The following is a 26,412-nucleotide window of genomic DNA, read 5'->3' as shown; positions in this document are numbered from 1 at the left end:
TAAAAAAGCTGTCGCCTCATATATGAATGGGCGACAGCTTTTTATGTTATTGTTTCTTACCTGTAATTAAATTAGCTATTTCTTCTAAAGTCATGGCAGAATTGACTTCATAGGAGCCGATTTGTAAGCTTCTAGCATATTTAGGGTTAGCGAGTAGTAACTCCATTTCAACACTATTGGTAATAATGCCACCGTCTTCAAGTTTTTGGGCCACACTATAGGGTGTGATACCACTATAGATTTGCAGAGACATCGTTGTTACATCTGTATCTGCTTCTTCATCAGCTTGTTCAGATGCATCTGTTGTAGAAGTTTTTTCAGTCGTATGTACCTGCTTTAATTGATCCTTTAACGAGGCAATTTCCTGATTGGCCTTACTTAATTTGTTTTGTAGTTCTTTTACCTGTTGTTGATTGGAAAATTCCTTAGTAGGAAGACCAATATTTACATCGAAGCGGTTTGCGAGTGCAAGCAATGCCCCAACAAGAAAAATGGCTATACCAAATGCACGAATGGCAGACTTATTCATCAATCAACGCCCCCCGTTTGCAATCACTTGCCGAACTTGCTCTTCTGTTAAATTTGAGCGAATACTAATATCTGCTACAGAAAGACCCTGTTTATTTAATTCAAGTACCTGACTAATAATAATTTGATGAATCGGTTTTGCTGGTGCTGTTGTTTGTCCAACTTTTGAACTCTGTGCAGCCTGTTGAACGGCCTGCATGACTTGGTGCACTTTAGGATCTTGACCTTTTGGAGGGATACTTGATTTTGATTTCACTTGGAACTCAGGCTCTAGTAAAAGTTCTTCCTCCACAATCTTAAGGCGACGTTTTAAATTATTCGTTTCTTGGAAGATGGAGATAGATAATTCTTCGACATCTTGTTCGATTTTTTTCGAGCTATTTTTGAAAAAGAACGAAACGATGATCAGAAAAATGCCGATACTCATTAATACGATGGATAAATCCAATAGTTTCACCTCAATGTAGTATGTAATTATAAGATATTTTACCATATGCAAACTTAATATGAAATGAAGGTAGATTTTTTTTCAGTTTATGTTATAATAGGTTAGTCGTATAAATCATGCTCAAATTTAAATTCTTGATATAGAGTGGGAGGGTTAATGATGCGCGTAAATATTACTTTAGCTTGCACAGATTGCGGCGAACGTAACTACATTTCTAAAAAGAACAAGCGTAACAATCCAGAGCGTCTTGAACTTAAAAAATATTGCTCTCGCGAGAAGAAATACACTCTTCACCGTGAAACTAAGTAATCGCTCATTAAGCCAAAACCACAAGTGGTTTTGGCTTTCTACATTTTATCAACTCATTTAATGTAACAATTCCGGGAGGATATGAAGTTTTACGATATAGGAGGTAGCCTAGATGGATAAAACAACTTTACGAAACACGGTACGCCAAGCCCTTGCAACTATGAAGGATGAAGACTATCATCGTCAATCATTAGCTGTGTTAAACAAGGTGCTACAGGAACCATATATAATAGAAGCAAATACAATTGGCATGACCATTTCAAATAAGCCAGAAGTCGACACAATTCTTATAATTGAGGAATTATGGAAACTAGGTAAAAAGGTCGCAGTTCCTAAATGTCACCCGAAAACAAGAGAAATGTCATTTTATGCCATTGAATCATTTGCACAGCTTGAAACTGTATATATGCATTTGCGTGAGCCCATTCCAGCAAAAAGTGAGTTTGTTGACGCAAATGAAATGGATATCATTGTTGTACCAGGCGTTGTTTTTGATCCATACGGTTATCGAATCGGCTATGGCGGTGGTTATTATGACCGCTATGTATTAAACTATAATAAGGGTAAGCTGATGTCGCTGCTCTTTGATGAGCAAATTATTGATTGTGTTCCTACTGAAGCACATGATTGCCCAGTAGATATCATTGTGACGCCCACAAAACGTATTGACTGTGTTGCACAACGAGGAGCGAACGAAAATGGATAAAATGCTAGATATTTATGAACTCTTGAAAACATATGGTACTTATATTTATACACGTGATCCTATTGGCGATTTGATGTTGATGGAGGATGAAATACGTGAGCTCTATAAAGCGAATGTACTAGATATAAAAGATTATCAAATGGCCCTACTGCTTATTCGACAAGAAACAACAAGACTTCGTATGGAAGAGCATAAAAAGTAATGTTTGAAATATAATGTAATTGGGTATTGTAAAATTAATGTAACATGTATGTAATATTCTTAAAAACAGTGGGTTTCCGCTGTTTTTATGTTTTTACGAAACTTTTTACAATGCAAAACGTATATATAGATATCTGGTGCATAGAAAGAGCAGGGAGAAAAAATTTTCCATAAGATATGTGTTGATTATCTGTTAAAAAAGGATTAAGATATATTTTGTTTCCGTAACAAAATGTAAAAAATTATTATTTTTTTGTAAGGAAGTAGGGAGGATGTTAGGAATGAAATCAATAAAGTGGCCTAAACATTCATTTATGATACTAGCAATTATAGCAACTTGGATCAAAACGGTCATTGTTTACCACACAAGCTTTGAAATGAAAATTGAAAATGCAATGCAACAGTTTATTTTATTTATTAATCCATTAAGCTTCTTGCTATTTACGTATGGTTTATCACTATTCTTTAAATCAGCAAAAGCTAGAAATCGTTATTTGATTACGGTCAGCGTTATTTTGTCCATTGTTTTATACGGAAATGTAGCGTTCTATCGATTCTACAATGATTTTATTACGCTACCAGTATTATTCCAAACAAGTAACTTTAGTGACTTAGGAACATCAGTAGCAGCCATTGTTGAGCCTTGGGATGTATTATATTTCGTTGATGTTGTTATCTTAATCTTAGCGAATAAATTTTTACCAAAAATGAAAGATGCATTTAAAGTGAATATTGAATTCCGTCGTGCATTCTTCGTGCTTGCAATAGCAATGACATTCTTAAATTTAGGATTAGCAGAAACTGAGCGTCCACAATTACTAACACGTAGTTTTGACCGCGAATTATTAGTAAAAAACATTGGTACGTACAATTACCACTTGTATGACATTTATATTCAATCTAAATCATCTGCCCAACGTGCGTTAGCCGATGGTAGTGAACTAGTAGAAGTGAACAACTATATACGCTCTAATCAGGCTGCTGTAAATCCAGAAATGTTTGGGAAATATAAAGGTCGTAACCTGATTGTGGTATCGATGGAGTCATTACAAAACTTTGTCATTAATAATGACATGAATGGTCATGAAATTACGCCATTCTTAAACTCTTTAACAAAAGATAAAGATACGTATTATTTCAGTAACTTCTATCACCAAACAGGTTTAGGAAAAACATCTGACTCGGAGTTTATTGTTGAAAACTCATTGTTTGGTTTAGGTCGAGGTGCTGTATTCTTCACGCATGGTGGAAATACGTATAATTCAATGGCTGAACGCCTTGGAGAAAATGGATACTTTACAAATGTCATGCACCCTAATAATAAATCATTCTGGAATCGTGACATGATGTACCAATCGTTAAAAATTAATAAATTCTACGATATAGATTCATATACTGTGGAAGAGGGGCAAGCTGTAAACTGGGGAATGAAAGATGTTCCATTCTTAGAGCAATCAGCTGCTTTAATGAAAGATATGCCACAGCCATTCTACTCTAGACTTATTACTTTAACGAACCATTATCCATTTACATTGGACCCAGAAGATATTATGATTCCTGAATATGATTCAAATTCAGGTACATTAAATCGTTACTTCCAAACAGTACGTTACATGGATGAGGCTTTAAAAGACTTCTTCCAACAGTTAAAAGATCAAGGTGTCTATGATAATTCTATTATTGTGATGTATGGGGATCACTATGGTATTTCTGAGAACCATAATAAAGCAATGGCACAATATTTAGGAAAAGATCAAATTACACCAATGGATAATGCAATGCTTCAAGAAGTACCTTTATTCATCCACATCCCAGGAGCTGGCGATGGAAAAGAAATGACTGAGATTTCAGGACAAATGGATTTACGTCCAACGATCTTACACCTTCTTGGCGTTGAAACGTCAAAAGATATGCAAATGGGTGCAGATTTATTCTCTCCAGAGCATGAGGACTTTGTAGTCTTCCGTGATGGACGTTTTATTACAGATAAATACGTCTATGCTGGTGAAGCTTGCTATGACAAAGCAACTGGCGAAGAAATAGATGGTGAGCCATGTCAGTCTTATGCTGATCGTGCTACAATGGAGTTAGAAAATTCTGATGCCATCATTAATGGAGACTTACTTCGCTTCTATGACGAAAAAACAGGTAATTTAAAGCAGGATTCAGTTAAATAATCAAAGAGAGATCTCGTATAGGGATCTCTCTTTTTTATTGCTGATAAAAAAGAATTAGTCTCAAGCACTATTCATAAAATTTTTTTGTGAATCCTATGCTAAAGAAAACACCTTTCGCAATGTTTTACAACACTATGCAACGTGAATACACTTTATTGAACATTTCTTTTTATTGACAAATAGCAAGATACGATTATAATAAGTGTAAATATCTGCATAACGAAGATTTGTTTTTCGCATTTCGGAGTATAAGAGTGAAAGGCATCGAAAAGAACGAGTAACTTTAATGGAACTGACAGAGAGTAGCCGGTTGTTGAGAGGCGCAAGGGGATATTAAAGTGAATACATCTTGGAGCTGCGTACCGAAACTATAGTAGGCTACGACGGGGTTGCATCCGTAATCATTGCAAAAGTATCGCTATGGCTGTACTTGTTGAGGAGAGCTATGTGAATAGCTCTCGAAAAAAGGTGGTAACACGTTTATCTACGTCCTTTAGGAATTTCCTAAAGGCGTTTTTTTATGCCTTCTAAGCCAAAACGTGTAAAGCTATTAAAGCCTTGTAAACAAAATCGGTACCCCATTTACTCTTATAGAACTTGCAATATTAATATTTAATATTACAAGGAGATGTTTCGTATGTTTTTAACACCAAAGGAGCAAATAGCGATTATCAAGAAGGGTGCTAACAAGATCGTTGATGAACAGGATTTATTTGAAAAATTAGAGCGATCGTATAAAGAACAGCGACCTTTAACGATTAAGCTAGGGCTCGATCCGTCCGCACCAGATATTCATTTAGGTCATGCGGTTGTTCTACGGAAAATCAAGCAAATGCAAGATTTAGGCCATCATGCAGTTATTGTTATCGGTGATTTTACAGGACGAATTGGCGATCCTACAGGTAAAGCTAAGGGGCGAACAGCCTTAAATGACGATATAGTGAAGAAAAACGCCCAAACTTATTGTGAGCAAATTTTTAAAGTACTAGATCCGAACAAGACAACGGTTCGTTTTAATAGTGAATGGTTAGCGAAGCTGTCCTTTGAAGAAGTCATCAAGCTAGCAGCCACAACATCTGTTGCTCGACTTCTAGAGCGCGAGGATTTTCAGAAACGTTACCAGCAGCACATCCCAATTGGTATACATGAGTTTTTCTACCCACTTATGCAAGCATATGATTCAGTAGAACTTGAGGCAGATATAGAGTTAGGTGGAACGGATCAGACGTTCAATATTTTAATGGGACGCACCTTACAAAAGCATCGAGGATTAGAAAAACAAATTGCTATTTTTATGCCCTTACTAGAGGGGTTAGATGGTATTGAAAAAATGAGTAAGAGTTTAGGTAATTATATTGGCATCAATGAAGCACCTGAGATTATGTTTAAAAAGGTGATGGAAGTACCAGATACTTTAATTATCAAATATTTCGAATTAGCAACAGATGAGCATCCACTACAAGTGCAGGCTATTCAAGATAGACTACAAAAGGGAGAGAATCCCCGCGATTTGAAATTCCTATTAGCAGAAATTATAACGGCTTTATACCATGGATCTACAGCAGTGGAGGAAGCAAGAGCTTATTTTGAAGCAGCATTTCAAAAAAAGGAAATACCAAAAAACATTCCTATACTGCTCTTAGAAATTGATAAGGAAAGAATCGTGGATATCATTCCACAACTAGTGGCAATTGGTTTTATTCAAAGTAAGAGTGAGTTTTTGCGGTTAATCAAGCAAAAAGGAGTATCCTTGAATGGAGAAAAAATGGCGATGGATGACATATCACAAGTATTAATGAATAATGATGTACTACAAATCGGCAAGAAGCGGTTTCTTCAATTCAATAAGTAATAATAGACAAAAAAAGAGCAATCTCCGAAGAGACTGCTCTTTTTTTGTCTGAATTTTAGTGTAATTTTGGTGGGTAACCGCTGTGAACAATCGTCATGATGACGAACCATCCGAATACAGCAGCACTTAATAAGTTGAAAACAACGCTTAATAGGTTCTTTTCTTTAATTGCTTGGAATGTACCAAATACAGCTAAAATCGCTACTAGACCAAAAATAACCATTAATAAGTTCATTAAAAATAGACACTCCTTTCGACATCAGAAAATGAATGTCGCAAACAATATTCCTCCTTAATTGTAAACGTTCTACTTGTTTTTGTCGAGGACTAAAATACTGTAAACTATGAACATTTATCGTCAAATTGTGGCAAAGCCTGTATAATAGGAAGTTGAGGTGATAACTATGATGAACGTACGAAGTTATTCTCTTGGTCCCGTCCAAACGAATTGCTATATCGTATCGAATAAAGAAAAAGAATGTATCGTATTTGATCCAGGTGAAGAGGCGGAGCGTCTAATTAAAACAATCCGTAGCAACGGCTTAAAACCTCTTGCTATCTTTTTAACACATGCCCATTTTGATCATATAGGGGCAGTAGATGCAGTGCGTGAGGTATTTGACGTTCCTGTATGGATTCATGAAAAGGAAGTTAGTTGGCTAGCAGATCCAACGAAGAATGGCTCTAGTAAATATCCTGCATTACCAGATTATAGGGTAGCCGCACCAGCGCAAGATACAATCATCAAAAAAGAACAGCAAATTGAAATAAGTAATTTTGTGTTTCAAGCTGTTTTTACACCTGGGCATTCACCGGGGAGTATTTCTTATATCTTTGAAAATGACGGTTTTGCCATCGTGGGAGATACGTTATTTGAACAAGGTGTAGGACGTACAGATCTATTAAGGGGATCAACCAAAATTTTATTGGAATCTATCCATAATAAACTGTTGACATTACCTGAGGATACTATTATCTATCCTGGACACGGTAATTATACAACGGTAGGTGCAGAAATGGAGACAAATCCTTTTTTAAATGGATTTTAAAACATGGACAGTAAACTGTTTTAGCACATAAAAAAGCGTATCTCACCGAAAGTGAGATACGCGATTTTGTTTGTATTAATGACCGCCACCAGGTACGTGAATGAATGTTGTATAGTACGTGAAGCCAGCGAAGAATACAGTTAAATATGCTCCGAAAATGTACATGTACATACGTTCTGAAAGGTTTAAGAAGCCTAATAATAAGAATAAACCTGTATTACCTAAGAATAATAGCGATACCTCGTTCATACCTCCAAGGTAGAACATAACGGCAAAAATACCTGTCCAGAATGCCATAACTTTATACATATTATCCATGAAATTTCCCCTCCTTTTGCCCACGACACAATAATCTCTTACTCATTATAAATGATATGAAAGGTGTCTGTAAACTGGAACTTCTCCATGTTTGTGACAAACAAATGGATTTTTAATCTAGCTATCGATTTCTGTCACGTTTATTTCATATTTACATAAATCGCAATTATGTATCATACTTTCCATTTGCACAAATTCATTGTTCGTAAACAATGCATCTAATTGCCCTTTTAAATAGGATTCATGTAATGAACAAACAATTTCAGAATAGGCTGTCAGTTGCTCCTGGAATGGACAATTGAAGATGGAGAAGATAACTTTTTTTCCTTGCTCAGTTTGTTGAATCTGTGGAATATAGCCAATTAAAGCGGCATTGTCCGTTAATAGCTGAAGTTTTTCATCGAAGGAAAGAGAATTACTTAATGTCAATTCAGCACTCATATAATTTTTCATTTGCTGGTAGCCGTCTTGGTAGCTAATTTCCTGGCACTTTGTTAATGCAGATGGACCAAAGTCTTCAATTAATTGTATCGTCCATTTTAATAAACGATCTTCATCACGTCTTGGAAAAGTAAGAGATACGCCTTTTTCTGAAGCTTTATAAACACGTCCAGGTCTGCCACCTTTACCTGTTTTTACATAGTCAGCTGTAATAATATTTATTTCTGAAAGCTTCGTTAAATGAAGTCGAGCAACGTTTGGATGGATACCGAATTTATCAGCAATATGTTGTACAGTAACTGTTTTTTTCTCTTGCAATATGTACTCATAAATAGAGTATCTTGTTTCATCCGCTAGTGTACTAGTAATTTTTAATGGATGGATCATGAGCTTCACCTCTTTAATTAATTATAAAAATTATGTTCGTCTACCAAGTGTTAGGAAAATAATCATGTTGATACTATTATATTGTATTATTGAAAAAGATACAGTTCATTTCGGCATAAATATTAATTTTTTCATGTATTTATATTCTTTTTTAGTGGAAAATTGCACTTTATCCACATTTTTATAGCAAAAAACATTATTGGCAGAAAATTAACTTATAAATTTTTATTTTCTGAAAAGGGCTTTTCTCGTGGCGAGTTCCTCCTTATACTAGGAAATAACGAATAGAGCGGTCATATTCGAATGAACTAAAAGAGAGGTGCATATATGCAGAATTTTGAAACAGTTGTCGAACAAAAATGTGAGCAACTTTTACTAAAGGCCTATCATTTTGGAGCATCCGATTTATTGCTAGTTCCAGGAAACATAAAATATCGGATCTATTTTCGAAAATATGATAAACTTCTCCACGCTGGTGAGCTACCTCATGAACTTGCAGAAAGAATGATCTCTTACTATAAATTTCTTGCAGAATTAGATATTAGTGAGCGTCGTAAACCTCAAAGCGGTGCCTTTCAAAAGGCAATGGAGCAAAATTCTTATTCGTTTCGTGTATCCACACTGCCTTCTGTATTTTTAAAAGAAAGCTTAATTATTCGTTTACTTCTCCAAAATCATGCATTTCCACTAACTTCCCTAAGCTTTTCCAAAAGCGCAGCTTACCAACTCATGGAGCTGGTACAAAACCGACAAGGTCTTCTGTTTTTTACGGGAGCAACCGGCTCTGGCAAGTCTACTTCACTTTATTCCCTCATCCACTACTGTTCCACAGAATTGAATCGACATGTGATTTCTTTAGAAGATCCTGTAGAAAACAGCCAAGCCAATTTACTTCAAATTCAAGTCAACGAGCGAGCAGGCGTTACATATGCTGCAGGATTAAAAGCCATTTTGCGCCATTCACCTGATGTCATTATGATTGGTGAAATTCGCGATAGAGAAACAGCAAATATTGCCATCCAAGCTTCTCTAACAGGGCATTTAGTTGTCTCCACTATTCATGCAAAAGACTCCATTAATTGTCTCTACCGTTTAATGGATTTAGGTGTGTCGATAGAGGAGCTTCGTCAAACGGTTATCGGTATAGTTGCCCAAATGCTTGTTCAAACCTCAGCTATACATGAAGAACGTCGAGCTGTCTATGAGATATTACATGATGACCATCTATCAAGAGCCATCACCGCCATCAAAGATAAGGGCAATTACAAACTTCCTTATGATTTAACATTAATGGGACAAAAAGAATTAGTGGAGAGCCTATATGCAGTTACAAACATACATCGATAAAATTGTTCTTTTTTATAATCGGGCTACGAAATGGCGGGTAAAGGAGCAAGCTCAGCTTTTCAATCGTTTATGTGTATTAATGCAGGAAGGATATTTATTTCCCCAAGCTATTTCCATGCTACTACCTCATCATATTGAAGCACATGAGGACATACAGCAGCAAATTGATGAAAAGCTCAGACAAGGAGTAGGCGTTGCAGGGATATTTGAAACATTACAGCTAGGGAATCATTATTTAATGGCAATTAAGGTGGCGGAAAACAATGGCCACATGATAGAAGCATTTAAAGGTGTAGCTAAACAGATAACAGTAAGTGAAAAGACTAAAAAAAAGTTAATCAAGCTGCTGATCTATCCTGTCACACTGATTATCTTTTTATTGTTATTATTTTTTGTGTTTCGTACATTTTTTTTGCCGAACATTGAAAGAATGGTCGGCAGTCGTACCTCTGAAACAGAAGAGACAAGCATTGCATTGTCCAATCTGTTATTGCATGTTCCAGATGTAGTTATCTCGACCATGTTCATAGTAATAGGTAGCGTATTCCTTTTTCGATTCTATCTTAAACGACAAGCTGTTGCTCATCAACTTACAGTCTTATTAAAAATCCCCTTTATACAACGCTATTTTAGGTTGACTTTGACAAGGCAATTTGCTGCTTATTTAGGAAGCTTACTACAAAGTGGATTTTCATTACAAGCAAGCCTACAGCTATTAGAGGAACAGCAACTACAACCATTTCTTCAAGTTCTTTCACAGCGTATAAAAGATAGAGTCATCTTTGGGGAATCACTCACACACGCGGTAACGATCATGGCCGTTTTTCAAAAGGATTTTCCGATGTTCGTTGAGCATGGCGAGCACAGCGGATATTTAGGAAAAGAGTTAGTATTGTATAGCGATTTATTAATGGAAAAGCAGGAACAGCTTTTGCAAAAAATATTAGCTTTTGTGCAGCCAAGTTTCTTTATCCTTATAGCTGCTTGTATAATAGCGGCTTATATCAGTTTATTATTACCCATCTATCACATGATTGAATTAGTTTAGGAGGAAGATGATGAAACGTCTTAACCAACAAGCTGGTTTTACTTTAATTGAGATGCTTATAGTTTTGTTAATTATATCCATCCTAATTATACAATTTCAAAATGTTTAACATATTAATAAGTGTTTATGTACATATCACCTCCTCAACCCTTGTGCTGTCTACCTTCACGCAAGTTATTTTCTCTTATATATTTTAGTATGGTGCCCTGTGAACTACCCAATTCTTTAGCAATCTCTATACTAGTCATGTTTGGATTGAAAGTAATTAACCTTTTAATACCTTCAATAATTTCTGCTTTTCGTTCAGGGCTGCCTTTACCTAGTTTTAAATTTGAATAGGGTCCGAAGCGTTCTTCATCTAGTCGCAAAGTTTGTGCATTCAGTCCAGACAGTCGTTTTAACTCCATAAATGATATTGGAGAAGGCTGTGCATCCAAAATAGCTTGTGTAGCTTCGTAACGTTCTCTTTGTTGTTGTAATAACCGTTCTTCATATTCCAGATTTGTTTCATCAATATTAATCTTTAAATCAATAGGGAAATCATTGATTGTAGTAAATTTAAACGTGATGGTGTTATCAGCTGGTGAGAGTAGTGCATATTCAAACAGTGCTGATATTAAATCCTCTTTATCTTTCTCGCTGTATTCTGTGTCAATGCGATAGATAGTCGACAAATGTTCTTCTACTACTGCTAAATTATCAAGCAACACATTATAACTATATTTCTCATCCTTCATCAAATCTATTTTCATGTTCAATTCATCAAAGCTCGCTTTTAAATTCGCATTTTCTGTTTCGATTGACTTTGTTTTTTCCTCATATTTTTCCTTTGTCAGCTTGCTATCTAAATACAAATCAAGCAACTTATCAATTTTCCCATTATTATCGCTCATCATTTTTTGTATATTGGATGCTTGTTGCTCCAGCTGGGTAATTTGAGATTCGTCTTTGAATTCAATATCTAGATATCTTTTCGCAGTTTCTTCGCTCAGCAAAATATTTTTAACTGCCAATACAAGGGGTCTAGTAATGCGAACAGCGTTATATTTCGGATCGTAGGGGCAAGGCTCAGCTAATCCATTATTATGTGCTAAATACCATCTATATCCACCGTATTGTGATTTATCGCCTTGCTGTAAAGATATTTTACGTCCACATTCAGAGCATGAGATATGCAGCTTAGCTAATGGATGATGATGTTTTCGGGTTGTAGAGAATGGCTTAGCATTTGTTTCGATGATGCGTTGTATGCGCTCAAAAGTTTCTACTGTTCGCAATATGGGATATTTCTTCTTAATGGTAATCGTTTCACCATTCATAAATGTTACGCTGTACTCACCACAGTAAGCTGGGTTTAATAATCTTTGGTACACTGTGTTGGCATGCCATTTAGCACCGTTTGGTGTTCGTGATATTTTATTCAAGCGTCTAGCAATACTTGAGGGGCCATATCCTTGTAAAAATAATTCATCGATGAATGATATAACCCAAGAAAATTCCTCATTAAGGGATACTTCTTTTGTTTCCTTGTTATAAATATATTCAAATGGCACACGTCCGTATATTCCGCCCTCGCGTACATATTGGCGTAATCCTCGTTGGGATCTCCTACGAAATAAACGACGCTCTCGTCTCGCAATGATGTTGTATAAATCAGAACGAAATTCATCATCTTCATTTTCTAAGTCAATAACTAAGCCTGGTTCTGCAATTTTTACATTATTTTCACGCAACACTAATTTTAATTCTTCCCAATTCAATGTATCTAAGCGTGATAACCTGTCTTGATCAGCTACTAGTACAATATCTACTAGGCCATCATCTACACAATCCATTAAAGCTGTTAATCCTTTTTTATCGAACTTTGCGCCACTTTCTACATCTTTAAAAACTTCAACGATATGCCAGTTTTGTTTGTAGGCATATTCTACTAAATCATGTTCTTGGGCAGCTAAACTATATTTGTCTTCTTGATTGCGGGTAGATACACGAACGTATATAGCTACACGTAAAATATTTTTGGCTGCAGTTTCTTTTACGGTCATTTCAGTTTAATCTCCTTTCGAAGTTTATAAGAAAAGAGCTAGACAAATGAGTCTGCTCTTTTCTTGGTTTAATGCTTAACGTTAAGTATTAATCTAAGTTAACAATATAAATAACAACTTTGCCATGTAATCTCAAGTCCTCGTATGGTTCGCTAACCGTGTAATCAGTAAAGCTAGCATCATATGACTCAGGTCTAAAAATTAACCGATTTCCATCTCGATAAAACCTTTTGACTGAGTAGTTATATCCATCACTATACACAATGATATCTTCATCTTTTAGTTCATTAATTTGAATAGGTTTCACACCAATAAGAGATTGATGAGGTATTACTTTATTCATCGAATCTCCATTTACACGCATAAAAAATAGTTCATCATCTCCAGCATGTCTACCTAAAACTGCGTCTGGAATTGTAATAGTCTCTGCATCCGTTAAACTATCAATTCGTATTGGGACACCTGCTGAAGCGTGCACAGGGAAATAAGTATATTCTGACGATGGTTGTGAAAGTTCTATTAAATTAGTCTTCTTTTCTTCTAGCAATGAAGATAGATTTACGTTGAAATAATCAGCTAACGTTTGTAAGGATCCACCTCTAGGCATCTTTTTTCCATTCTTCCAATCAGAAACAGTGGAATAAGAGATACCTATATCGTTAGATAAATCACTCACCGTTTTACCTGTTTTAGATAGTAGAGATTCTAAATTCTTAGAAAAAACTAGTTTCGTAGTATCTTTCAATTGTTTTCACCTCCTTATATTTTTAATGATAACGCTTTTAGCATATAAAGTACACAATAATATGTGTTTTTTAGAAAAAATATACCGCTTTTAGAAAAAAATAAGTTGATTTACCGCTTTTAGCGTGATATATTGAATTCAACAAAACTAATAGGAGGTGGCAACAGTGGAAAAAATTGTACCCATTTATGTAAAACAAACATTAAAAAGTTTACGTGTACGTCTTAATCTGAGCCAAGATGAAGCTGCTAAGCATCTTGGTATTAGCGTTATGACATTGAGAAAGTTAGAAGTTGATTCTAGCGAAATCACTTTCGATATGATGAAAAAAGTATCAGAACTATATGTTTGTCCATTAGATTATATTTTTTTTGGACCACATAACGCTTTTAGCGGTAATTTAATGAATCGTGAATTATCTTGTACGAGCTAGTCATTAATTGCAACAAAATTTGATTTAAGAGGGGGTGAGATGGTGGAAGAAAATAAAAAATCCTCACAGGTTGTTGGTGCAACGAGTAAGGTAGGTAAAGCTATTTATGATTTCGATTCAAAACTCAATAAAGTATCTATTGGCAAAGGTATTCAAATAGACGGAGTTCTTATTCACAGGCTATTAGATGTCACACTGAATTCCGGTGTTTCTAAATTTTCTACAGTGACTTTAACTTTTTATGCTGACGTTGCTGGACTAGATGATATCTGAAATGTATTTATTGAAAATATCCGATGCAGTAGACATAAGTATGCTGATAGCTGTTGCTCCTGTTCGTGTCATAACTGCTTTGGTTTTATTCCATAGAGTATCATTACGGATTGTATCAATAAAGCGATGCCCTTCAAGACTTATGGAATCAATATAGAAGTTGATACCCATTTTAGATTTTGCTACTTGTCCAATTAACAAACGAGACTCAATCATTTTTTCAAGCGCATAACCTAGATCATTTGGTTCAAACTCTTTAAGTCTTGTGTCAGAAATAACTTGGTTAAGATTAATGTTCCTTGGCTGTTCTTCAATTACAAGTAGTAGTTCTCGAATAGCATCAAAATTTAATTTCATATATATTCACCTCGCCTTCTACAGGTGAATTATACCAAACTAGTAACACATGTGCTGAGCTGGAAGCCGATGAACTAGCATTGGACTTGTAGCTAATAAATAACGGTGGAAACGTTAATCAGGAGAAGGGGGGACTTGTATAAGTGAAAGTCAAGCGTTTGATTCTTGTAAATGGCGATGAGTATGAGGATGTGGAGCTTTTTAATAACATACCGCAAGAGGTAGACAGTGTAGCTCCTGGTCAATTTATTGGAGTAAATGCAAGCAACTACACTGTTTTTCTACAAAGAGAAATGATTATTTCCATACAGGTAACTCAAACTTTCAAGGTTATTTCTTCTTAGTTTGAGCTAATGCCGAGCCAGCAACAGATTTAGCAGTTTTGCTGTATCGACCGTCTTTTAAAATTTTACTAGCCTTACTAGCAATACTTTTAGATGTTTGTTTCTTATTAGCCATAAGTAATTCACTTCCTTTCTATTTAGAAAAGAACATTTGTTCTGTTTTATTAATATATCACATTATATTGTTGTAATCAAATGGGAGGTGAACTATATATTGGGTATTCGTTTGAAAGAGCTAAGAGAGTATCGCAATCTATCAAGATATCGACTTGCAAAACTATCAGGGATAAATGAATCTACTCTCCAAATGATAGAAAACAGTGATAATCCTAATCCCACATTTCGAGTAATGTGTAAAATTGCAGATGCTCTAGAAGTGAGTTTGGATGATTTAAGAAAGGAGTCAGAACAATGAAAAACACTATAAATATGGAGTTAGTTAAAATTCGCGCATTTTTACCTGAAAAGCTAACTGAGTTATCAAACAAGAATGAGGCTTTAGCGCTCGAAATATTGCGGATGTGGGGCAATGGTGATAAGCCCCTTCGCGATCTTTGGACTTTAGTTCATCAAGGTTTAGAAAGAGGGGAGCACAATGGAGAACACAGCAATTAGCTATGACAATTTTGGGCGTATGCGGTATCACCCAGAGTTTCATTTTTCGCATGGAAAACCTTTTTCAGAAAGTGAACTCGAATATATATGTAAATTTTATGAGGTCGACCATACGAGGACTATAGCATTTGCTATTGGGCGAACAGAACATACTGTTCAAACTAAAGTAACTTCTCTAAGAAAAAAAGGGCTCTTTGATTATTATAAAAATCTTAATAAGCATTGGTAGGAGGCATTTATTCTATGAACATTGTAACGAAGCTGGAACTAGAAATTGCTGCAAAGAAAGCATGTATAGAGGATTTACGAGCTGCTATAAAATTTCATGAGCAACAAGGAACATACCACCTGGCTGCAGAATGTGCATGGCGGATAACACAGGCACAATATACTATTAGACGCCTAGAGGTCCAACTGCAGGACAACAGAAGTTTTGGAGGGTTAATAAATGATTTAACCAAACGTGGTATTTCACTGAAGGCGGTGAAAAAACTCGAGAATCAAAGTTTGCGTATGGCGACAGGCTTTTCCATCAAATAGACGAAAGGGTTGATATGTATGAAATTAGTTAATGCATTATCTAAGATTGCTAAATTGCCAAAGATTTTGGAGCAATACGGTGTAGCTCCTGAGAATGTTCTTAATTTAGAATACTGTGCTAGTACCACACATCATATTAATGTTCTTGTTCAATTGCACACAAAAGAAGCTATTCAAAAACTTGGTGTCTGTGAAATTGAGAGCACGTTAGGTTATGACGATGCACATTGGAAACAATTCCGAATTATTAAGGAAGGTATTGCATTTATCTGCTGGGAAAGAGAGGACGAGGCGATTGCATGAGAACACTTATGGAAATAGAAAATCCAATGGTACTAGGGCGTATTGATTATCCAGATGCACCTTATGAGCCAGCTGTATCTTTTGAAATGCACGATGATTTTGGTAGTTTTATAGCTTGTGGTGATGTGTATTTTGAGATAGGTGATGCATTGATTCACATTGACAATATCAGTGATTATTTGGCTGCTGGATATAAGGACTATACAACTTACGACATGAGTGATTCAAAGGTTATTGAGTATGTGGAAAAGCATTATGGCTTTGCTCATACAAAAAAATAAACCACTTGGCAGAGTGGTCTAAACAAACATTATTAGCGTCATTATAGCGCACTATAGGAGGAATTTCAATGAGTAACTTAACTGATCAATTTCACAACCCTACTTCCTATCAATCATCGCAAGGGGGAGGGGTACTAACACAAGTTAGTTTCTCTCGTGAAATGGAGGAAGTGAAAGGACAAATATTTATGGCAAAGTCTTATCCAAGAAATTATTACGAAGCTGAGAGAAGAATCCTAGATGCTTGCAAACGCTTCTCACTTGCAGAGTCAGCAATGTATTCGTATCCAAGAGCAGGTACAAATGTTACTGGACCTTCAATTCGGCTTGCAGAGGTTTTAGCGCAAAATTGGGGGAATATTTCTTTTGGTGTTAAAGAATTAGAACAACGAAATGGTGAATCAACAGCTATGGCATTTTGTTGGGATCTAGAAACAAATACAAGACAAGAAAAAACTTTTACAGTTAAACACTCAATAAAAACAAAAAATGGGTTAAAAACATTCTCTGATCCACGTGATATTTATGAAAAGGTTGCAAATGATGGTTCTCGTAGACTAAGAGCATGTATTCTTGGCATCATTCCAGGTGACATCGTTGAAAGAGCTTTAAAAGAATGTGAGTTGACATTACAAGGGAATAACACTGAGCCACTAAAAGATCGACTAGCAAATGCTTTAAAAATGCTAAAAGAATATTTCAAAGTCACACAAGAAATGGTTGAAGAAAAGTTTGGTTATAAAACTAGTGAATTTACAGAAAGAGATTATATTGATTTGGGCAAAATCTACAATTCTCTATGTGATGGTATGACAAAGGTAGAAGATTGGTTTGACAAAGATACAGCTAAACAGAAGCAAAGTTCCTTAGTTGCTGAGTTTGAAAAATCACAAGAACAACCAAAATCTGAGGTGAAGCAAGATGATACAGTCATTCCAATTGAACAGACAGAATTACCACTCAAATGAGGCTAATCAATACTATATGTCAGTATCTCAGTTTAAAAGTGCTGTGAAATGTGAAGCAAGCTTTGTGGCTGAGTTGAAGGGCGAGTTTATTCGTCCTTCATCAACAGCCCTAATTGTTGGTTCCTACACACACGCAGCTTTCGAAAGTGACCAAGCTTTTACCCAGTTTTGTGAGAAACATCATGACAGCATTTTTAAAAGTCGTGGAGGAAAATACGCTGACTTTGAGCAAGCAGAAAGTATGATAGAAACTTTAAAAAATGACCGATTTGCAATGTTTGCTCTTGAAGGTGAAAAAGAAGTTATTTTTACAGGTGAGCTTTTTGGAGTACCTTGGAAAGTCAAAGTTGACTCTATACACCATGACCGTAAATCATTCAGTGATTTAAAGACCACTCAGAGCCTTTATAAACGGTATTGGAGTGAAAAGTACAATAAGTATGTTTCGTTCGTTGAGGCTTATGATTATGTACTACAAATGGCAATTTATCGCGAAATAATCTATCAAAACACAGGACAGTATTATGATCCCTATCTCGTTGTGGTAACTAAGGAAACACCTCCGGATAAGGAAATATTGGAGTTTGAAATACCTGATTTTGATTTTGAATTTGAGTATGTAAAAACCATGTTACCTAGCATTATTGAAGCTAAAAGCTCTAGAAAAGAGCCAGTACGATGTGAAAAATGCGAATATTGTCGTATGACTAAACAACTTACTAAAACAATTAAAGTTGGCTATTTATTAGAATGATGAAAGCATATAGGAGGGACAACGATGGAAAGTAGAAGCATCGTAAGAGTAGAAAAAAATAAAGATTATACAATCATTAACAATACTTCCATCCAGGATACAAGATTGAGTTGGAAAGCTAAAGCAATACATGTATTCATGCTATCTAAGCCTGATGATTGGACATTTTATAACGAGGAAATGCAGCAATGGGCAAAAGATGGCAAGGACTCGTTTACTGCTGGATTAAGAGAGCTACAGAAATTTGGATATGTAAAAAAAGAACGACGACGTGTTGAAGGTGGGAAGTTTGATTACGTTACCATTGTGTATGAAGTTCCGTACATGGATTTACCACTTACGGATAATCCATCATCGGATGAACCGTATACGGGAAAACCACTAACGGAAAAACCGTCGACGGATAAACCGTTCACGGAAAATCCGCAACTACTAAGTACTAATACACTAAGTACTGATTCACTAAATACTAATACATTAAATAATAATGATGATGATAAGGAGCCTGCATACGCAGCTTCAAAGTCTTCAACTACAACTCCACAAAATGCATTTGCCTTTTACGAACAAAATCACTTTGGAGCATTAGGTTCTCTAATCGTGTACAAAATCGACTCATGGATTAAAGATCTCTCAGAGCCCTTAGTAATAAAAGCTATGGAGAAAGCAATTTTGAACGGAAAAACTAACTGGGGTTACGTTGAAACTATCTTAAAAGATTGGCGTAATAAAAAGCTCTTAACACTTGAAGCAGTTGAGGCCGAAGATTTGCGTTGGAAGAGTCAGCAGGTAAAAGCTCAACAACGAGCTAGACCTCAACAAAACAATAAGCAAAATAGACGAACTGAAGTAGTTCCTGAATGGTTCGATAATCGTAATGAAAAAGAACACCTCTCCGAACCTAAAAATTCTACGTTAGACTTTGAGGCTGAAAGACAAAAAATACTTGAAATGTTGGGAGGATAGAATAAATGCCAAGTGAATTGAAATTTTATTATGGTAGGCATTGGTGTTATTAGAGTGATTTGTGGTGAACAATTTATTGGGGAATTTGGAGTGGATAGCGTTGGGTATGGTTGAATAGTATTTTACATTTAAACGTTCTAACAATTTACAGTACGGAAATTATAGCAGGGAGGGGCTAATATGGGCAATACAGTTAATTTAGGGGCATTAGGCGATGGTGTTTACATCGTTCAACAAGGGGCAATTGTAGAGGTTTTAGAGCCTAAAGAGTATGGACAAGACTCTATCCAGTGGCAACATGGCAAAGTGTTTGAAGTGAGCGAAAGCAAGCGTAGACGTGTTGGGGTACTTAAGAAATAAAAAGATTTTGTGGATAAGTAAAATTCATCAACATCGAAGTATGAAAAGGAAATTCATGTTGCGGATAAGAACGTGTGTTTGTATAATGAAATAAGAACGTATGTTCTTTTTTGTGATTGTGGGAATATCGAAAGAAACTTTGAATAATATATTTATTCATAAGAGATGTATGGGATTTAGTGGTATAGGGAAATGTGTATAAAAGAAAGGAGAACATAAAATGACTTATTTAGTACCATTTAACGATAAATTTGCAGGTGAAATTAGAACTATCTATTCTGTGAATAGCGACGAACCAAATAAACAAGGAGGGAGTTTAACAACTTCTGAAAAGTGTCCTTATTGTAGTGAATCAAACTTATATCGCTTTTACGAGCCAGTTATAGAAATAGAAGAAGGGAATAATTTAATTCAAATATATGAATGTAAATGCGCTTCCTGTAGAAAAGAATTTAATACAGAAATTAAATTTGAAAATTGACGTTGACTAAATGGATTTTATAAATAACATTACTTTTGAATAAATTTATTTTCCAAAAAAGAACTCTTTTAACTTATTTTATGTGTAGTGACAAAATTAAATAGGTAATATATATTATAAATGGAAAGGAGGGAGCACATAATGGATACATATGGAAAGATGTTTAGGAAGAAACATGATGAATTTATAATTAAGAAGTATAAACCTAGTGAACAAAGATACTATGAAATAATAAATGAAGCACGAAAAGCTGGTTATAAACAATTGATAGTAAATTCTGAGATAATGCTACAAATAATTGAATCAGTTTTGTTAAAAAAAGGTATTTTAATGAATGTAGAAATGTCTGAGAGTACAGATGAAGATCTAAGTGATAATGTAGAAAAATTAGTGAGAGAAATACGTGAGAATCCGCTTTTATTTATAAGACTAAAAGAACAATTAGAGTGGACAAATGATACCTCTTGTATAGATATAAATTCTATAACTTTATACTGTGATGGTAATAAATTTACACTAATGTCTAATGGTGTATTGTATGGTCGCAGTGAAATTAATAATTTCTTTAGTAAAATAATTAAACCGGTGCTCATATCATATTTTTATGAATGAACTAAAAAAAGAAACTAAAAAAGAAATTTACAGAAATATAAGAAATATAGTTATACTTCTAATTGTTATTGGCTTATTATCAATTAATTTAAATATTACAAATTTATTTGGGTCTATTAAAGAATATTCAAGAATTCATTGGTTAATAGATTTTAGTTTGTTGCAAATATTGGTAAGTATTTTTATTTCAATTATTCTATATTTATTTCACTCTAATAGATTATTCATAGATACTAAAATTGTTAGTATGAGAGATGAATCAGATACTATTGTATTAAACACCGATGATCCAGTTAGAGCTTTTTTAAATATAGAAATAGAAGGGAAAAGAAGAGAACTTCAACAAGAGTTGAAAATAGTTTTTCCAGAATGGCTAGATGTTCAGCCTGAAAATTTACATTATATTAAGGAAGTAGAAAATAATGTATTGTTGATTTCGATAGATGAAATTACTAAGAACCGAGAAAAAATTAAATTTAAGAGGGTTATATTTATTGATTTAATTAGAACAAGTAGTGTGAAAAAAAATGAAGAAGAAGTATATCAAGAACTAAAATTAAATTATATTCAAAAAGCATTTATTAAACATAATAGCAAAACTATAAAAATTAAATTAAGTTAGGGGGAAAACGATGTATTCAAGATGGAATAATGATCAAGAGATCAACGATATGGATAGTATCATTCAAAATATGTTGAACTACAAGCTATGGCATAGTGTTGAGTATGATCCATTAAATCCTAATAAACCTCTTAAATTTGAGATTAGTAAAGAATTTGAAGAAAATCTAGAAATTTCGATTAATAATACTCCGATAATTTATAATGTAATGAAGTTTATTTTTGAAAAAATTAAATCTGGTTCTGAAACAGATGATATAGAGACCAATCGTATTCAGGAAATAGAAGTAAAAGTTTTAATATTTTCAGATGGGCATAGAACGCAATTTATTATTAATAGATCATACAATAGCAATACTAAAACTATTCTAAGAAAATTAAATAATTGTACTAAGAACTTGCAGATAACTGAGTCAAAAATTGATTTTGAAGAAGACCTATTTACTTGGATGATTTATAGAGTAATGAATGACAAAGGAACAAACTCAATTTCAAAAAACTATAAACTAATATTGACTAAAATAATTGGTTTTAAAGGTGCTCGCAAAGATAGGCTTGCTGAAATAATTGGTACAGGAAATCTAATTATGAATCAGTTGAGCACCTTAGCATTCTTATTTGAAAATAAGGCAAAGGTTGAAAATGAAAATGAAATAAATTATATAAAAGCACAAGTTGATTATTATAAAGATGTACTAGATTTTTCTATAAACTTAAAGGGTAATTTAGAGATCGATATAGATACATATACAGGTGATTTTATGTTCCAACCCTTAAATGAGAGAGAAAGTAACATATTATTAAGACTTTATTTAGAAATATTACCTAAAATTATTGAAAGCTACCATCTGGATAAAGAAAATGGAGAATGGAGTAAAAAAATAGAGAATGAATTCTTTGAAAAAATAGGAAAATCAATTATAGATAAAATCAAAGAGAGTATATTATAAACTTTTAAGATTTATGTAATCATGTTTAATAATAATAATGGAAAATTATGCTTTTACGGAAAATACCGGAGGCACTAACAAACGGGTAAAAACCTGTTCTGTTGGTGCCTCCTTTTCTTTATTTGATATTGGTACATTATTTTAAAACAGATTTAACTAGAGCATGTTGAAGTATTAAGAAATTTCTATTATATCATTTTGTTTGGATTCTGGACACGGATGAACTCTTGAATTGGTAGAATGTCTCCTTACGGACATTTGCATTAAAGGGTTTTACTTAGACGAGTTAGACCCAGAACGAGGAAGAATTGAAGTTGAAGTCATGGGCGAGTGTGGCATATTGTGCGAAATCGCTTATGCCAGTGCAGTTGTGTAGTTACTGCGCAATATGATAAAAATAGTTAGTCTGATAGAAATCTTCTACCAGACTAACGTTTTAACAACAAAGATTAATAGACATGCGAGAACGGTATACCGAACGACACTGAATGACAGTGCGAACTCTAGTAAGGCTTCAAAAGAGTTACGAATAAACCGTATAGCCAGACCCACAAACCCCGCAATGATTATACATGCTAAATAGAATTGGAAGGGGTTTGTATCTATTAAAGAAAATAACTTATCCATATTTCACCTTCTTTCAATTTTAGAAAATTATAACAAATTATTAGTTTGAAAGCACGAAAAAGCCGTAGCGTCGTCACACGCTACAGCTCTAATTGGTTTATGCCCTTTGATGGCTTGACAGAGTCATTATAGCACAACTACTAATAGCTGGTATAGGAGGGCAAACCTATGAATCAAGGGCAAATTAAAGTTACGAAAGAGAATTTGTTACAGTGGATTGGAAATTATCGATGGATGGTTGAAACGATTGAGGAAGCACGGCAGCCAGTAGCAAAGGTAAATAACAATAGTTACATTGGGGCGAAAACAGCTATGTATGGTATTGAAGCAACTCTACCAAAGGCAAGCGGAGGTACAAGTGATCCAGTGTTTACAGAAGTACAACGTCGTGTATATTCGTTAAATTATCGTATTAAGGAATATGAGCAAAAGATTGCAGAAGTGCAAAAGCGTATTCCATTGGTGCAAGGTGATAGAGAGATTGAAGTCTTGCATAGACTGCTTGATGGGGATAGCATGCGAGCTATTGGAAAGCTCATGAGGTTATCTGGCACAACTATTGCTAGGGTGAGAAATAATATTTTAAATCAGATGGTTTAATCAACAGATTTTACTTTATCTTTTAATGATTATAATTTAGAATAATTTATAATTCAGAAATATAAAACTCAATTCAACATGGGTATTTCACAAATGCCCAGACACTAAGTTCAATCTTATTCCTCGAATTTAATTTAAATGAGAGGAGGGGTTAAAAATGAGTAATATAATTAGTATTTTATTTATTCATATAATTATCCCATATGGTTGGATATTACTTTTAATTTTTTTAGCTAACCGCAAATAATCAATACCCCAATTGCCAAGTGTAATTGGGGTATTATTCTGTCTTATTTTGTATCATGGATTGTACTCATGATGCAAATGTATCATTTGTTGCATGTGTATCAAATGACGGAGAAGTTTAATAGTTTGAGAAACAAAAAATCCATTGTAAACTCGGAGGTAGGTCGGCGCGGTAAGGTTTTCCTCTCTTGGTATTTTCCAAAACCTAAATATTAGGGAAAGACAGACCGACGACCGACCTGCGCCGAGCAAATTCGTTCGGAGCAAGACATACATGGCCGGCCTATAAAAAGATGGTAATTATATCCATATCGTCTTTTGTATTGTATAATCAAACTACAATATTTAAAAGGTGATGGTAAATTTGCTAACAATATTACAAATTATTTTTTCAATCATAGTAGTATCACTCTCAACTTACTCAATGATAACAAGTGATTACCAGTTGAGTTTCCTAGTGTTATTCTTCTTAGGATTATTGATTTTAGTTCTTGGAATAAAAGAATTTCAAAGAGAGAGAAAAGTTTCTGGTTGGTTCCATATTGGGGTATTTTTATTTTCAATATTTGTTTCAATTCAAATCTTCTTTAAATAAAGGAGTGGTTTATATGCGAACTTCGTCCACTTTCCATAATTTCAGTCAAACTTACTACATCAACAAAGTGCACAGAAATGCACTCTAAAAATTAGAACACAATTCGTTACAAAATAACGTGGTGTGGCTCTACCACGAGTCGGAAAAGAGCACTCGGCAATTTACCACAATAGCAAAGCTTTCATCTTAGGATGGAGGCTTTTTCTTTTGCTAAAGAAAAGGAGGAATGTAATTAATGGGTAACAAAAACAAATGCTTTTCAATTGAATGCAATAATCAGGCAGAAACAGAATTTTGTCCAGAATGTTTAGCAAATGGAGGTTTTAAGCCTCGTCCAGTGAATCCACAAATCGAAAACAACTTTAAGTATCACAGTCCGAAAGAGGGGCAACCAGCAAAGTATGAGGCTATTCGCAAAAAAGCGAAGGAGCTTGCTTATTTAATCGATGAAGTGTGTCCAAACAGTCGTGAAAGATCAGTAGCTATCACTAACCTCGAAACTGCTGTAATGTGGGCTAACGCTTCAATTGCACGTAATTAAGAGCCCTTCAAAGGGCTTTTTCTTTTGCTTTGAAAACTGCATCAAACAGCCATACAAATAAAAAGGATTGGTTTACGGGTGACCAGGTTTATCAGGAACATTAGATACCGAGGAGCGCAGGCATGTACTAGTAACCGATAGGGCGGAGTTTGGTGTGGTTTTGAGAGCAGATAGTTATTACATATATTTCATCTTCTGGTTTATGATTGGGTGGGAGGTGGTTATGATGAAAAGTGTATTTGTACATCTTCATGATGCTGGTGATGTAAATTGGGATAACAGATATTTTGATTTTGACAGGATACCAGTTGAAGGTGAATATTTATCAACTGATGTTGATTGGTATAAAATTGAATTAGTTGTTCATACGCCATTATCAATGGAAATGAGTGCAGAAATATTTGCAGTAAAAGTAGACTTCAACGAAGAAATGAAGAGAAAACTAAATACTTAAGAAATCCAGTGTAGGCATCCGATTAGGGTGCTTTTTATTTTACAAAGTAACTAGCATATTGGGGTAATGCCATTGGACATCGTAGTTACAATTTCTAAGAATGATAATAGAGAAACAACTGTTTATGAACAATTCTGACAACTATCCAGATAAACTTAAAAACTAAACATTGGTACAAAGCGAATTTCGTAAAAAACAGATGTATTAATAATAATGAGAGTGATAAGAGTCGAAACTAAGACAACTGCTACATGGGGTAACTAATCAAAGTTACGGTTGTCTTAGTTTTTTAAAGATTTAAGGAAGGGACAGCTAGAGGCTATTAAAGCTCAGGTATAGGTGGTGGGAAGTGTATCATTGATTAACTCTATTATGTAATTTATTTAATAGTCTCCTGGATTCAGCAATATTTAATTTTATTTCAAAAACAATTCTCTCACCTTCAATAACTCTTTCGCTTTTTGCTAGAGGAAGGCGTGTGCTTTTCTTATGTGAACCTTTTATATGTTTATAAGTTTGGCTTGCAAAACTAGTATGTTCTATAGCTAACAATATAATGGTGGGTATGCTAAATAGTATAGGGATTGTGTAAGTTAAATTTATCTGTTCAAACATTAATGTTAAAGTTTCCAAAATATTTTTACTGATAAAATCGGACTTTTCTTCTACTACAGGAATTAAATTAAGTTTTGATTCTTTATTAATTAAATTAATGGCATTAACCAATATCAATAGAAAAACACTTATTTGTGCAAGAAGATCTTTAACCTTTGAAACCAAATTTTTATTTATAAAACTATTAGTTCGATAAAGGATAAAAATAATAATTAAATATGATAAAACGATAGATACTGTTGGTGGCATTCCAATAAGCAATATATTACTGTAAA

Annotated in this window: 39 protein-coding genes and 1 other annotated feature; of the genes, 29 read left to right on the top strand and 10 right to left on the bottom strand. The window is 34.4% G+C overall.

What is annotated here, in order from left to right:
• Positions 1-46: 46 nt before the first annotated feature.
• Both BFM98_RS02030 and BFM98_RS02025 read right to left on the bottom strand, forming a co-directional pair.
• Positions 47-529 (bottom strand): hypothetical protein, encoded by a 483-nt coding sequence (locus BFM98_RS02030; RefSeq protein ID WP_048392679.1) that lies wholly within the window; start codon positions 527-529, stop codon positions 47-49.
• Between the two features lie 3 nt (positions 530-532).
• The gene (locus BFM98_RS02025) at positions 533-955 is read right to left on the bottom strand and encodes a hypothetical protein (RefSeq protein WP_254659976.1); all 423 of its coding nucleotides are present in this window, start codon (positions 953-955) and stop codon (positions 533-535) included.
• 180 nt (positions 956-1,135) lie between these two features.
• Between BFM98_RS02025 and rpmG the strand changes: the two genes are divergently transcribed.
• The 5 genes from rpmG (at position 1,136) to tyrS (ending at position 6,221) form a co-directional block, all read left to right on the top strand.
• Entirely contained in the window at positions 1,136-1,285 is a 150-nt protein-coding gene (gene rpmG, locus BFM98_RS23250; protein WP_008408521.1) for a 50S ribosomal protein L33, read from the top strand.
• Between the two features lie 112 nt (positions 1,286-1,397).
• Positions 1,398-1,991 carry a 5-formyltetrahydrofolate cyclo-ligase gene (locus tag BFM98_RS02020; RefSeq protein ID WP_066036422.1) on the top strand — a complete coding sequence of 198 codons (594 nt, stop codon included), beginning with the start codon at positions 1,398-1,400 and terminating at the stop codon, positions 1,989-1,991.
• Complete coding sequence (locus tag BFM98_RS02015) at positions 1,984-2,193, top strand: YqgQ family protein (protein ID WP_004231021.1); 210 nt, start codon at positions 1,984-1,986, stop codon at positions 2,191-2,193. Before BFM98_RS02020 ends, BFM98_RS02015 begins: the two co-directional genes overlap by 8 nt.
• 280 nt (positions 2,194-2,473) lie before the next feature.
• Positions 2,474-4,369: an LTA synthase family protein gene (locus tag BFM98_RS02010; protein WP_048392681.1), complete on the top strand. Its 1,896-nt coding sequence runs from the start codon at positions 2,474-2,476 to the stop codon at positions 4,367-4,369.
• Positions 4,370-4,624: 255 nt separating this feature from the next.
• Positions 4,625-4,866: a binding site (T-box leader), on the top strand.
• 140 nt (positions 4,867-5,006) lie between these two features.
• Entirely contained in the window at positions 5,007-6,221 is a 1,215-nt protein-coding gene (gene tyrS / locus BFM98_RS02005; protein ID WP_066036421.1) for a tyrosine--tRNA ligase, read from the top strand.
• A gap of 55 nt (positions 6,222-6,276) precedes the next feature.
• On the opposite strand, the gene BFM98_RS02000 is transcribed toward tyrS, so the two are convergent.
• Positions 6,277-6,456, bottom strand: coding sequence for a DUF2759 domain-containing protein (locus BFM98_RS02000; protein WP_004231029.1), 180 nt, complete (start codon positions 6,454-6,456; stop codon positions 6,277-6,279).
• 169 nt (positions 6,457-6,625) lie between these two features.
• Here BFM98_RS02000 and BFM98_RS01995 point away from each other — a divergent pair, with 169 nt between their 5' ends.
• A complete protein-coding gene (locus tag BFM98_RS01995; protein WP_066036420.1) occupies positions 6,626-7,270 on the top strand; it encodes an MBL fold metallo-hydrolase in 645 nt (214 codons plus the stop codon).
• A gap of 75 nt (positions 7,271-7,345) precedes the next feature.
• Here BFM98_RS01995 and BFM98_RS01990 read toward each other — a convergent pair whose 3' ends face one another.
• Both BFM98_RS01990 and BFM98_RS01985 read right to left on the bottom strand, forming a co-directional pair.
• The gene (locus tag BFM98_RS01990; protein ID WP_004231035.1) at positions 7,346-7,588 is read right to left on the bottom strand and encodes a DUF2626 family protein; all 243 of its coding nucleotides are present in this window, start codon (positions 7,586-7,588) and stop codon (positions 7,346-7,348) included.
• Positions 7,589-7,705: 117 nt separating this feature from the next.
• Positions 7,706-8,416 (bottom strand): helix-turn-helix transcriptional regulator, encoded by a 711-nt coding sequence (locus BFM98_RS01985; RefSeq protein WP_048392257.1) that lies wholly within the window; start codon positions 8,414-8,416, stop codon positions 7,706-7,708.
• Positions 8,417-8,743: 327 nt separating this feature from the next.
• Here BFM98_RS01985 and comGA point away from each other — a divergent pair, with 327 nt between their 5' ends.
• Genes comGA through BFM98_RS23245 form a run of 3 tightly spaced genes read left to right on the top strand, consistent with a single transcriptional unit; the run spans position 8,744 to position 10,920 of the window.
• A complete protein-coding gene (comGA, locus tag BFM98_RS01980; protein WP_066036419.1) occupies positions 8,744-9,763 on the top strand; it encodes a competence type IV pilus ATPase ComGA in 1,020 nt (339 codons plus the stop codon).
• Positions 9,738-10,811, top strand: coding sequence for a competence type IV pilus assembly protein ComGB (gene comGB, locus BFM98_RS01975; RefSeq protein WP_048392259.1), 1,074 nt, complete (start codon positions 9,738-9,740; stop codon positions 10,809-10,811). Before comGA ends, comGB begins: the two co-directional genes overlap by 26 nt.
• Before the next feature lie 10 nt (positions 10,812-10,821).
• A complete protein-coding gene (locus BFM98_RS23245; RefSeq protein ID WP_254659975.1) occupies positions 10,822-10,920 on the top strand; it encodes a prepilin-type N-terminal cleavage/methylation domain-containing protein in 99 nt (32 codons plus the stop codon).
• 34 nt (positions 10,921-10,954) lie between these two features.
• On the opposite strand, the gene BFM98_RS01970 is transcribed toward BFM98_RS23245, so the two are convergent.
• Entirely contained in the window at positions 10,955-12,856 is a 1,902-nt protein-coding gene (locus BFM98_RS01970) for a recombinase family protein (protein ID WP_066036418.1), read from the bottom strand.
• A gap of 88 nt (positions 12,857-12,944) precedes the next feature.
• Positions 12,945-13,601 carry a LexA family protein gene (locus tag BFM98_RS01965; protein ID WP_083225203.1) on the bottom strand — a complete coding sequence of 219 codons (657 nt, stop codon included), beginning with the start codon at positions 13,599-13,601 and terminating at the stop codon, positions 12,945-12,947.
• Between the two features lie 166 nt (positions 13,602-13,767).
• On the opposite strand from BFM98_RS01965, the gene BFM98_RS01960 reads away from it, so the two are divergent.
• Positions 13,768-14,034: a helix-turn-helix domain-containing protein gene (locus BFM98_RS01960; protein WP_175400696.1), complete on the top strand. Its 267-nt coding sequence runs from the start codon at positions 13,768-13,770 to the stop codon at positions 14,032-14,034.
• A 42-nt stretch (positions 14,035-14,076) separates the two neighbouring features.
• Positions 14,077-14,307, top strand: coding sequence for a hypothetical protein (locus BFM98_RS01955; protein ID WP_139111213.1), 231 nt, complete (start codon positions 14,077-14,079; stop codon positions 14,305-14,307).
• Here BFM98_RS01955 and BFM98_RS01950 read toward each other — a convergent pair.
• Positions 14,293-14,664, bottom strand: a complete 372-nt coding sequence (locus BFM98_RS01950; protein ID WP_066036416.1) for a DUF2513 domain-containing protein — start codon at positions 14,662-14,664, stop codon at positions 14,293-14,295. The two genes, BFM98_RS01955 and BFM98_RS01950, sit on opposite strands and share 15 nt — an antisense overlap.
• A gap of 143 nt (positions 14,665-14,807) precedes the next feature.
• On the opposite strand from BFM98_RS01950, the gene BFM98_RS01945 reads away from it, so the two are divergent.
• Complete coding sequence (locus BFM98_RS01945) at positions 14,808-15,008, top strand: hypothetical protein (RefSeq protein WP_066036415.1); 201 nt, start codon at positions 14,808-14,810, stop codon at positions 15,006-15,008.
• On the opposite strand, the gene BFM98_RS24370 is transcribed toward BFM98_RS01945, so the two are convergent.
• The gene (locus BFM98_RS24370) at positions 14,995-15,123 is read right to left on the bottom strand and encodes a hypothetical protein (protein WP_256389903.1); all 129 of its coding nucleotides are present in this window, start codon (positions 15,121-15,123) and stop codon (positions 14,995-14,997) included. The two genes, BFM98_RS01945 and BFM98_RS24370, sit on opposite strands and share 14 nt — an antisense overlap.
• Before the next feature lie 99 nt (positions 15,124-15,222).
• Here BFM98_RS24370 and BFM98_RS01940 point away from each other — a divergent pair, with 99 nt between their 5' ends.
• The 17 genes from BFM98_RS01940 to BFM98_RS01855 all read left to right on the top strand — a co-directional run bounded on the left by BFM98_RS01940 (position 15,223) and on the right by BFM98_RS01855 (position 25,522).
• Entirely contained in the window at positions 15,223-15,423 is a 201-nt protein-coding gene (locus BFM98_RS01940) for a helix-turn-helix domain-containing protein (RefSeq protein WP_066036414.1), read from the top strand.
• Positions 15,420-15,623, top strand: a complete 204-nt coding sequence (locus tag BFM98_RS01935) for a hypothetical protein (protein WP_066036413.1) — start codon at positions 15,420-15,422, stop codon at positions 15,621-15,623. Before BFM98_RS01940 ends, BFM98_RS01935 begins: the two co-directional genes overlap by 4 nt.
• Before the next feature lie 243 nt (positions 15,624-15,866).
• Positions 15,867-16,163, top strand: coding sequence for a hypothetical protein (locus BFM98_RS01925; RefSeq protein WP_066036411.1), 297 nt, complete (start codon positions 15,867-15,869; stop codon positions 16,161-16,163).
• A gap of 18 nt (positions 16,164-16,181) precedes the next feature.
• Entirely contained in the window at positions 16,182-16,466 is a 285-nt protein-coding gene (locus BFM98_RS01920) for a hypothetical protein (RefSeq protein ID WP_066036410.1), read from the top strand.
• The gene (locus BFM98_RS01915) at positions 16,463-16,747 is read left to right on the top strand and encodes a hypothetical protein (RefSeq protein ID WP_066036409.1); all 285 of its coding nucleotides are present in this window, start codon (positions 16,463-16,465) and stop codon (positions 16,745-16,747) included. Before BFM98_RS01920 ends, BFM98_RS01915 begins: the two co-directional genes overlap by 4 nt.
• A 68-nt stretch (positions 16,748-16,815) precedes the next feature.
• Positions 16,816-17,715: a hypothetical protein gene (locus BFM98_RS01910; protein ID WP_066036408.1), complete on the top strand. Its 900-nt coding sequence runs from the start codon at positions 16,816-16,818 to the stop codon at positions 17,713-17,715.
• Positions 17,716-17,731: 16 nt separating this feature from the next.
• Positions 17,732-18,469: a PD-(D/E)XK nuclease-like domain-containing protein gene (locus BFM98_RS01905; RefSeq protein WP_083225223.1), complete on the top strand. Its 738-nt coding sequence runs from the start codon at positions 17,732-17,734 to the stop codon at positions 18,467-18,469.
• 24 nt (positions 18,470-18,493) lie between these two features.
• Positions 18,494-19,435, top strand: a complete 942-nt coding sequence (locus tag BFM98_RS01900; RefSeq protein WP_066036407.1) for a DnaD domain-containing protein — start codon at positions 18,494-18,496, stop codon at positions 19,433-19,435.
• A 180-nt stretch (positions 19,436-19,615) separates the two neighbouring features.
• Entirely contained in the window at positions 19,616-19,795 is a 180-nt protein-coding gene (locus BFM98_RS01895; protein ID WP_066036406.1) for a hypothetical protein, read from the top strand.
• 220 nt (positions 19,796-20,015) lie between these two features.
• Positions 20,016-20,276: a hypothetical protein gene (locus BFM98_RS01890; protein WP_066036405.1), complete on the top strand. Its 261-nt coding sequence runs from the start codon at positions 20,016-20,018 to the stop codon at positions 20,274-20,276.
• Positions 20,277-20,417: 141 nt separating this feature from the next.
• Positions 20,418-20,888, top strand: a complete 471-nt coding sequence (locus BFM98_RS01885; protein ID WP_066036404.1) for a hypothetical protein — start codon at positions 20,418-20,420, stop codon at positions 20,886-20,888.
• On the top strand, positions 20,881-21,510 hold the full coding sequence (locus tag BFM98_RS01880; RefSeq protein WP_066036403.1) for a hypothetical protein: 630 nt from the start codon (positions 20,881-20,883) through the stop codon (positions 21,508-21,510). The genes BFM98_RS01885 and BFM98_RS01880 overlap by 8 nt, the downstream gene beginning before the upstream one ends.
• Before the next feature lie 10 nt (positions 21,511-21,520).
• On the top strand, positions 21,521-22,459 hold the full coding sequence (locus BFM98_RS01875) for a hypothetical protein (RefSeq protein WP_066036402.1): 939 nt from the start codon (positions 21,521-21,523) through the stop codon (positions 22,457-22,459).
• Positions 22,460-23,254: 795 nt separating this feature from the next.
• Positions 23,255-23,686, top strand: coding sequence for a helix-turn-helix domain-containing protein (locus BFM98_RS01865; RefSeq protein ID WP_066036400.1), 432 nt, complete (start codon positions 23,255-23,257; stop codon positions 23,684-23,686).
• Between the two features lie 601 nt (positions 23,687-24,287).
• Positions 24,288-24,527: a DUF3953 domain-containing protein gene (locus BFM98_RS23240; RefSeq protein ID WP_368664801.1), complete on the top strand. Its 240-nt coding sequence runs from the start codon at positions 24,288-24,290 to the stop codon at positions 24,525-24,527.
• A gap of 337 nt (positions 24,528-24,864) precedes the next feature.
• Positions 24,865-25,068 carry an Acb2/Tad1 domain-containing protein gene (locus tag BFM98_RS01860; protein WP_066036539.1) on the top strand — a complete coding sequence of 68 codons (204 nt, stop codon included), beginning with the start codon at positions 24,865-24,867 and terminating at the stop codon, positions 25,066-25,068.
• Positions 25,069-25,294: 226 nt separating this feature from the next.
• Positions 25,295-25,522 carry a hypothetical protein gene (locus BFM98_RS01855; protein ID WP_066036399.1) on the top strand — a complete coding sequence of 76 codons (228 nt, stop codon included), beginning with the start codon at positions 25,295-25,297 and terminating at the stop codon, positions 25,520-25,522.
• 354 nt (positions 25,523-25,876) lie between these two features.
• Here BFM98_RS01855 and BFM98_RS01850 read toward each other — a convergent pair whose 3' ends face one another.
• Positions 25,877-26,386 (bottom strand): hypothetical protein, encoded by a 510-nt coding sequence (locus BFM98_RS01850; RefSeq protein ID WP_139111212.1) that lies wholly within the window; start codon positions 26,384-26,386, stop codon positions 25,877-25,879.
• Positions 26,387-26,412: the final 26 nt, after the last annotated feature.

Origin of the sequence: Lysinibacillus sp. AR18-8, assembly GCF_001705465.1 — a bacterium.
GTDB lineage: Bacteria > Bacillota > Bacilli > Bacillales_A > Planococcaceae > Lysinibacillus > Lysinibacillus capsici.
Note: the sequence above shows the minus strand (reverse complement) of the source record. Positions and strands in the feature narration are given on the sequence as shown.

Bases quoted from the DNA above. Each gene is read 5' to 3' on its own strand.
- BFM98_RS02030 (WP_048392679.1), bottom strand. From the start codon at position 529: ATGAATAAGTCTGCCATTCGTGCATTTGGTATAGCCATTTTTCTTGTT.
- BFM98_RS02025 (WP_254659976.1), bottom strand. From the start codon at position 955: ATGAGTATCGGCATTTTTCTGATCATCGTTTCGTTCTTTTTCAAAAAT.
- rpmG (WP_008408521.1), top strand. From the start codon at position 1,136: ATGCGCGTAAATATTACTTTAGCTTGCACAGATTGCGGCGAACGTAAC.
- BFM98_RS02020 (WP_066036422.1), top strand. From the start codon at position 1,398: ATGGATAAAACAACTTTACGAAACACGGTACGCCAAGCCCTTGCAACT.
- BFM98_RS02015 (WP_004231021.1), top strand. From the start codon at position 1,984: ATGGATAAAATGCTAGATATTTATGAACTCTTGAAAACATATGGTACT.
- BFM98_RS02010 (WP_048392681.1), top strand. From the start codon at position 2,474: ATGAAATCAATAAAGTGGCCTAAACATTCATTTATGATACTAGCAATT.
- tyrS (WP_066036421.1), top strand. From the start codon at position 5,007: ATGTTTTTAACACCAAAGGAGCAAATAGCGATTATCAAGAAGGGTGCT.
- BFM98_RS02000 (WP_004231029.1), bottom strand. From the start codon at position 6,456: ATGAACTTATTAATGGTTATTTTTGGTCTAGTAGCGATTTTAGCTGTA.
- BFM98_RS01995 (WP_066036420.1), top strand. From the start codon at position 6,626: ATGATGAACGTACGAAGTTATTCTCTTGGTCCCGTCCAAACGAATTGC.
- BFM98_RS01990 (WP_004231035.1), bottom strand. From the start codon at position 7,588: ATGGATAATATGTATAAAGTTATGGCATTCTGGACAGGTATTTTTGCC.
- BFM98_RS01985 (WP_048392257.1), bottom strand. From the start codon at position 8,416: ATGATCCATCCATTAAAAATTACTAGTACACTAGCGGATGAAACAAGA.
- comGA (WP_066036419.1), top strand. From the start codon at position 8,744: ATGCAGAATTTTGAAACAGTTGTCGAACAAAAATGTGAGCAACTTTTA.
- comGB (WP_048392259.1), top strand. From the start codon at position 9,738: ATGCAGTTACAAACATACATCGATAAAATTGTTCTTTTTTATAATCGG.
- BFM98_RS23245 (WP_254659975.1), top strand. From the start codon at position 10,822: ATGAAACGTCTTAACCAACAAGCTGGTTTTACTTTAATTGAGATGCTT.
- BFM98_RS01970 (WP_066036418.1), bottom strand. From the start codon at position 12,856: ATGACCGTAAAAGAAACTGCAGCCAAAAATATTTTACGTGTAGCTATA.
- BFM98_RS01950 (WP_066036416.1), bottom strand. From the start codon at position 14,664: ATGAAATTAAATTTTGATGCTATTCGAGAACTACTACTTGTAATTGAA.
- BFM98_RS24370 (WP_256389903.1), bottom strand. From the start codon at position 15,123: ATGGCTAATAAGAAACAAACATCTAAAAGTATTGCTAGTAAGGCTAGT.
- BFM98_RS01935 (WP_066036413.1), top strand. From the start codon at position 15,420: ATGAAAAACACTATAAATATGGAGTTAGTTAAAATTCGCGCATTTTTA.
- BFM98_RS01925 (WP_066036411.1), top strand. From the start codon at position 15,867: ATGAACATTGTAACGAAGCTGGAACTAGAAATTGCTGCAAAGAAAGCA.
- BFM98_RS01920 (WP_066036410.1), top strand. From the start codon at position 16,182: ATGAAATTAGTTAATGCATTATCTAAGATTGCTAAATTGCCAAAGATT.
- BFM98_RS01915 (WP_066036409.1), top strand. From the start codon at position 16,463: ATGAGAACACTTATGGAAATAGAAAATCCAATGGTACTAGGGCGTATT.
- BFM98_RS01910 (WP_066036408.1), top strand. From the start codon at position 16,816: ATGAGTAACTTAACTGATCAATTTCACAACCCTACTTCCTATCAATCA.
- BFM98_RS01905 (WP_083225223.1), top strand. From the start codon at position 17,732: ATGTCAGTATCTCAGTTTAAAAGTGCTGTGAAATGTGAAGCAAGCTTT.
- BFM98_RS01900 (WP_066036407.1), top strand. From the start codon at position 18,494: ATGGAAAGTAGAAGCATCGTAAGAGTAGAAAAAAATAAAGATTATACA.
- BFM98_RS01895 (WP_066036406.1), top strand. From the start codon at position 19,616: ATGGGCAATACAGTTAATTTAGGGGCATTAGGCGATGGTGTTTACATC.
- BFM98_RS01890 (WP_066036405.1), top strand. From the start codon at position 20,016: ATGACTTATTTAGTACCATTTAACGATAAATTTGCAGGTGAAATTAGA.
- BFM98_RS01885 (WP_066036404.1), top strand. From the start codon at position 20,418: ATGGATACATATGGAAAGATGTTTAGGAAGAAACATGATGAATTTATA.
- BFM98_RS01880 (WP_066036403.1), top strand. From the start codon at position 20,881: ATGAATGAACTAAAAAAAGAAACTAAAAAAGAAATTTACAGAAATATA.
- BFM98_RS01875 (WP_066036402.1), top strand. From the start codon at position 21,521: ATGTATTCAAGATGGAATAATGATCAAGAGATCAACGATATGGATAGT.
- BFM98_RS01865 (WP_066036400.1), top strand. From the start codon at position 23,255: ATGAATCAAGGGCAAATTAAAGTTACGAAAGAGAATTTGTTACAGTGG.
- BFM98_RS23240 (WP_368664801.1), top strand. From the start codon at position 24,288: ATGGTAAATTTGCTAACAATATTACAAATTATTTTTTCAATCATAGTA.
- BFM98_RS01855 (WP_066036399.1), top strand. From the start codon at position 25,295: ATGAAAAGTGTATTTGTACATCTTCATGATGCTGGTGATGTAAATTGG.
- BFM98_RS01850 (WP_139111212.1), bottom strand. From the start codon at position 26,386: ATGCCACCAACAGTATCTATCGTTTTATCATATTTAATTATTATTTTT.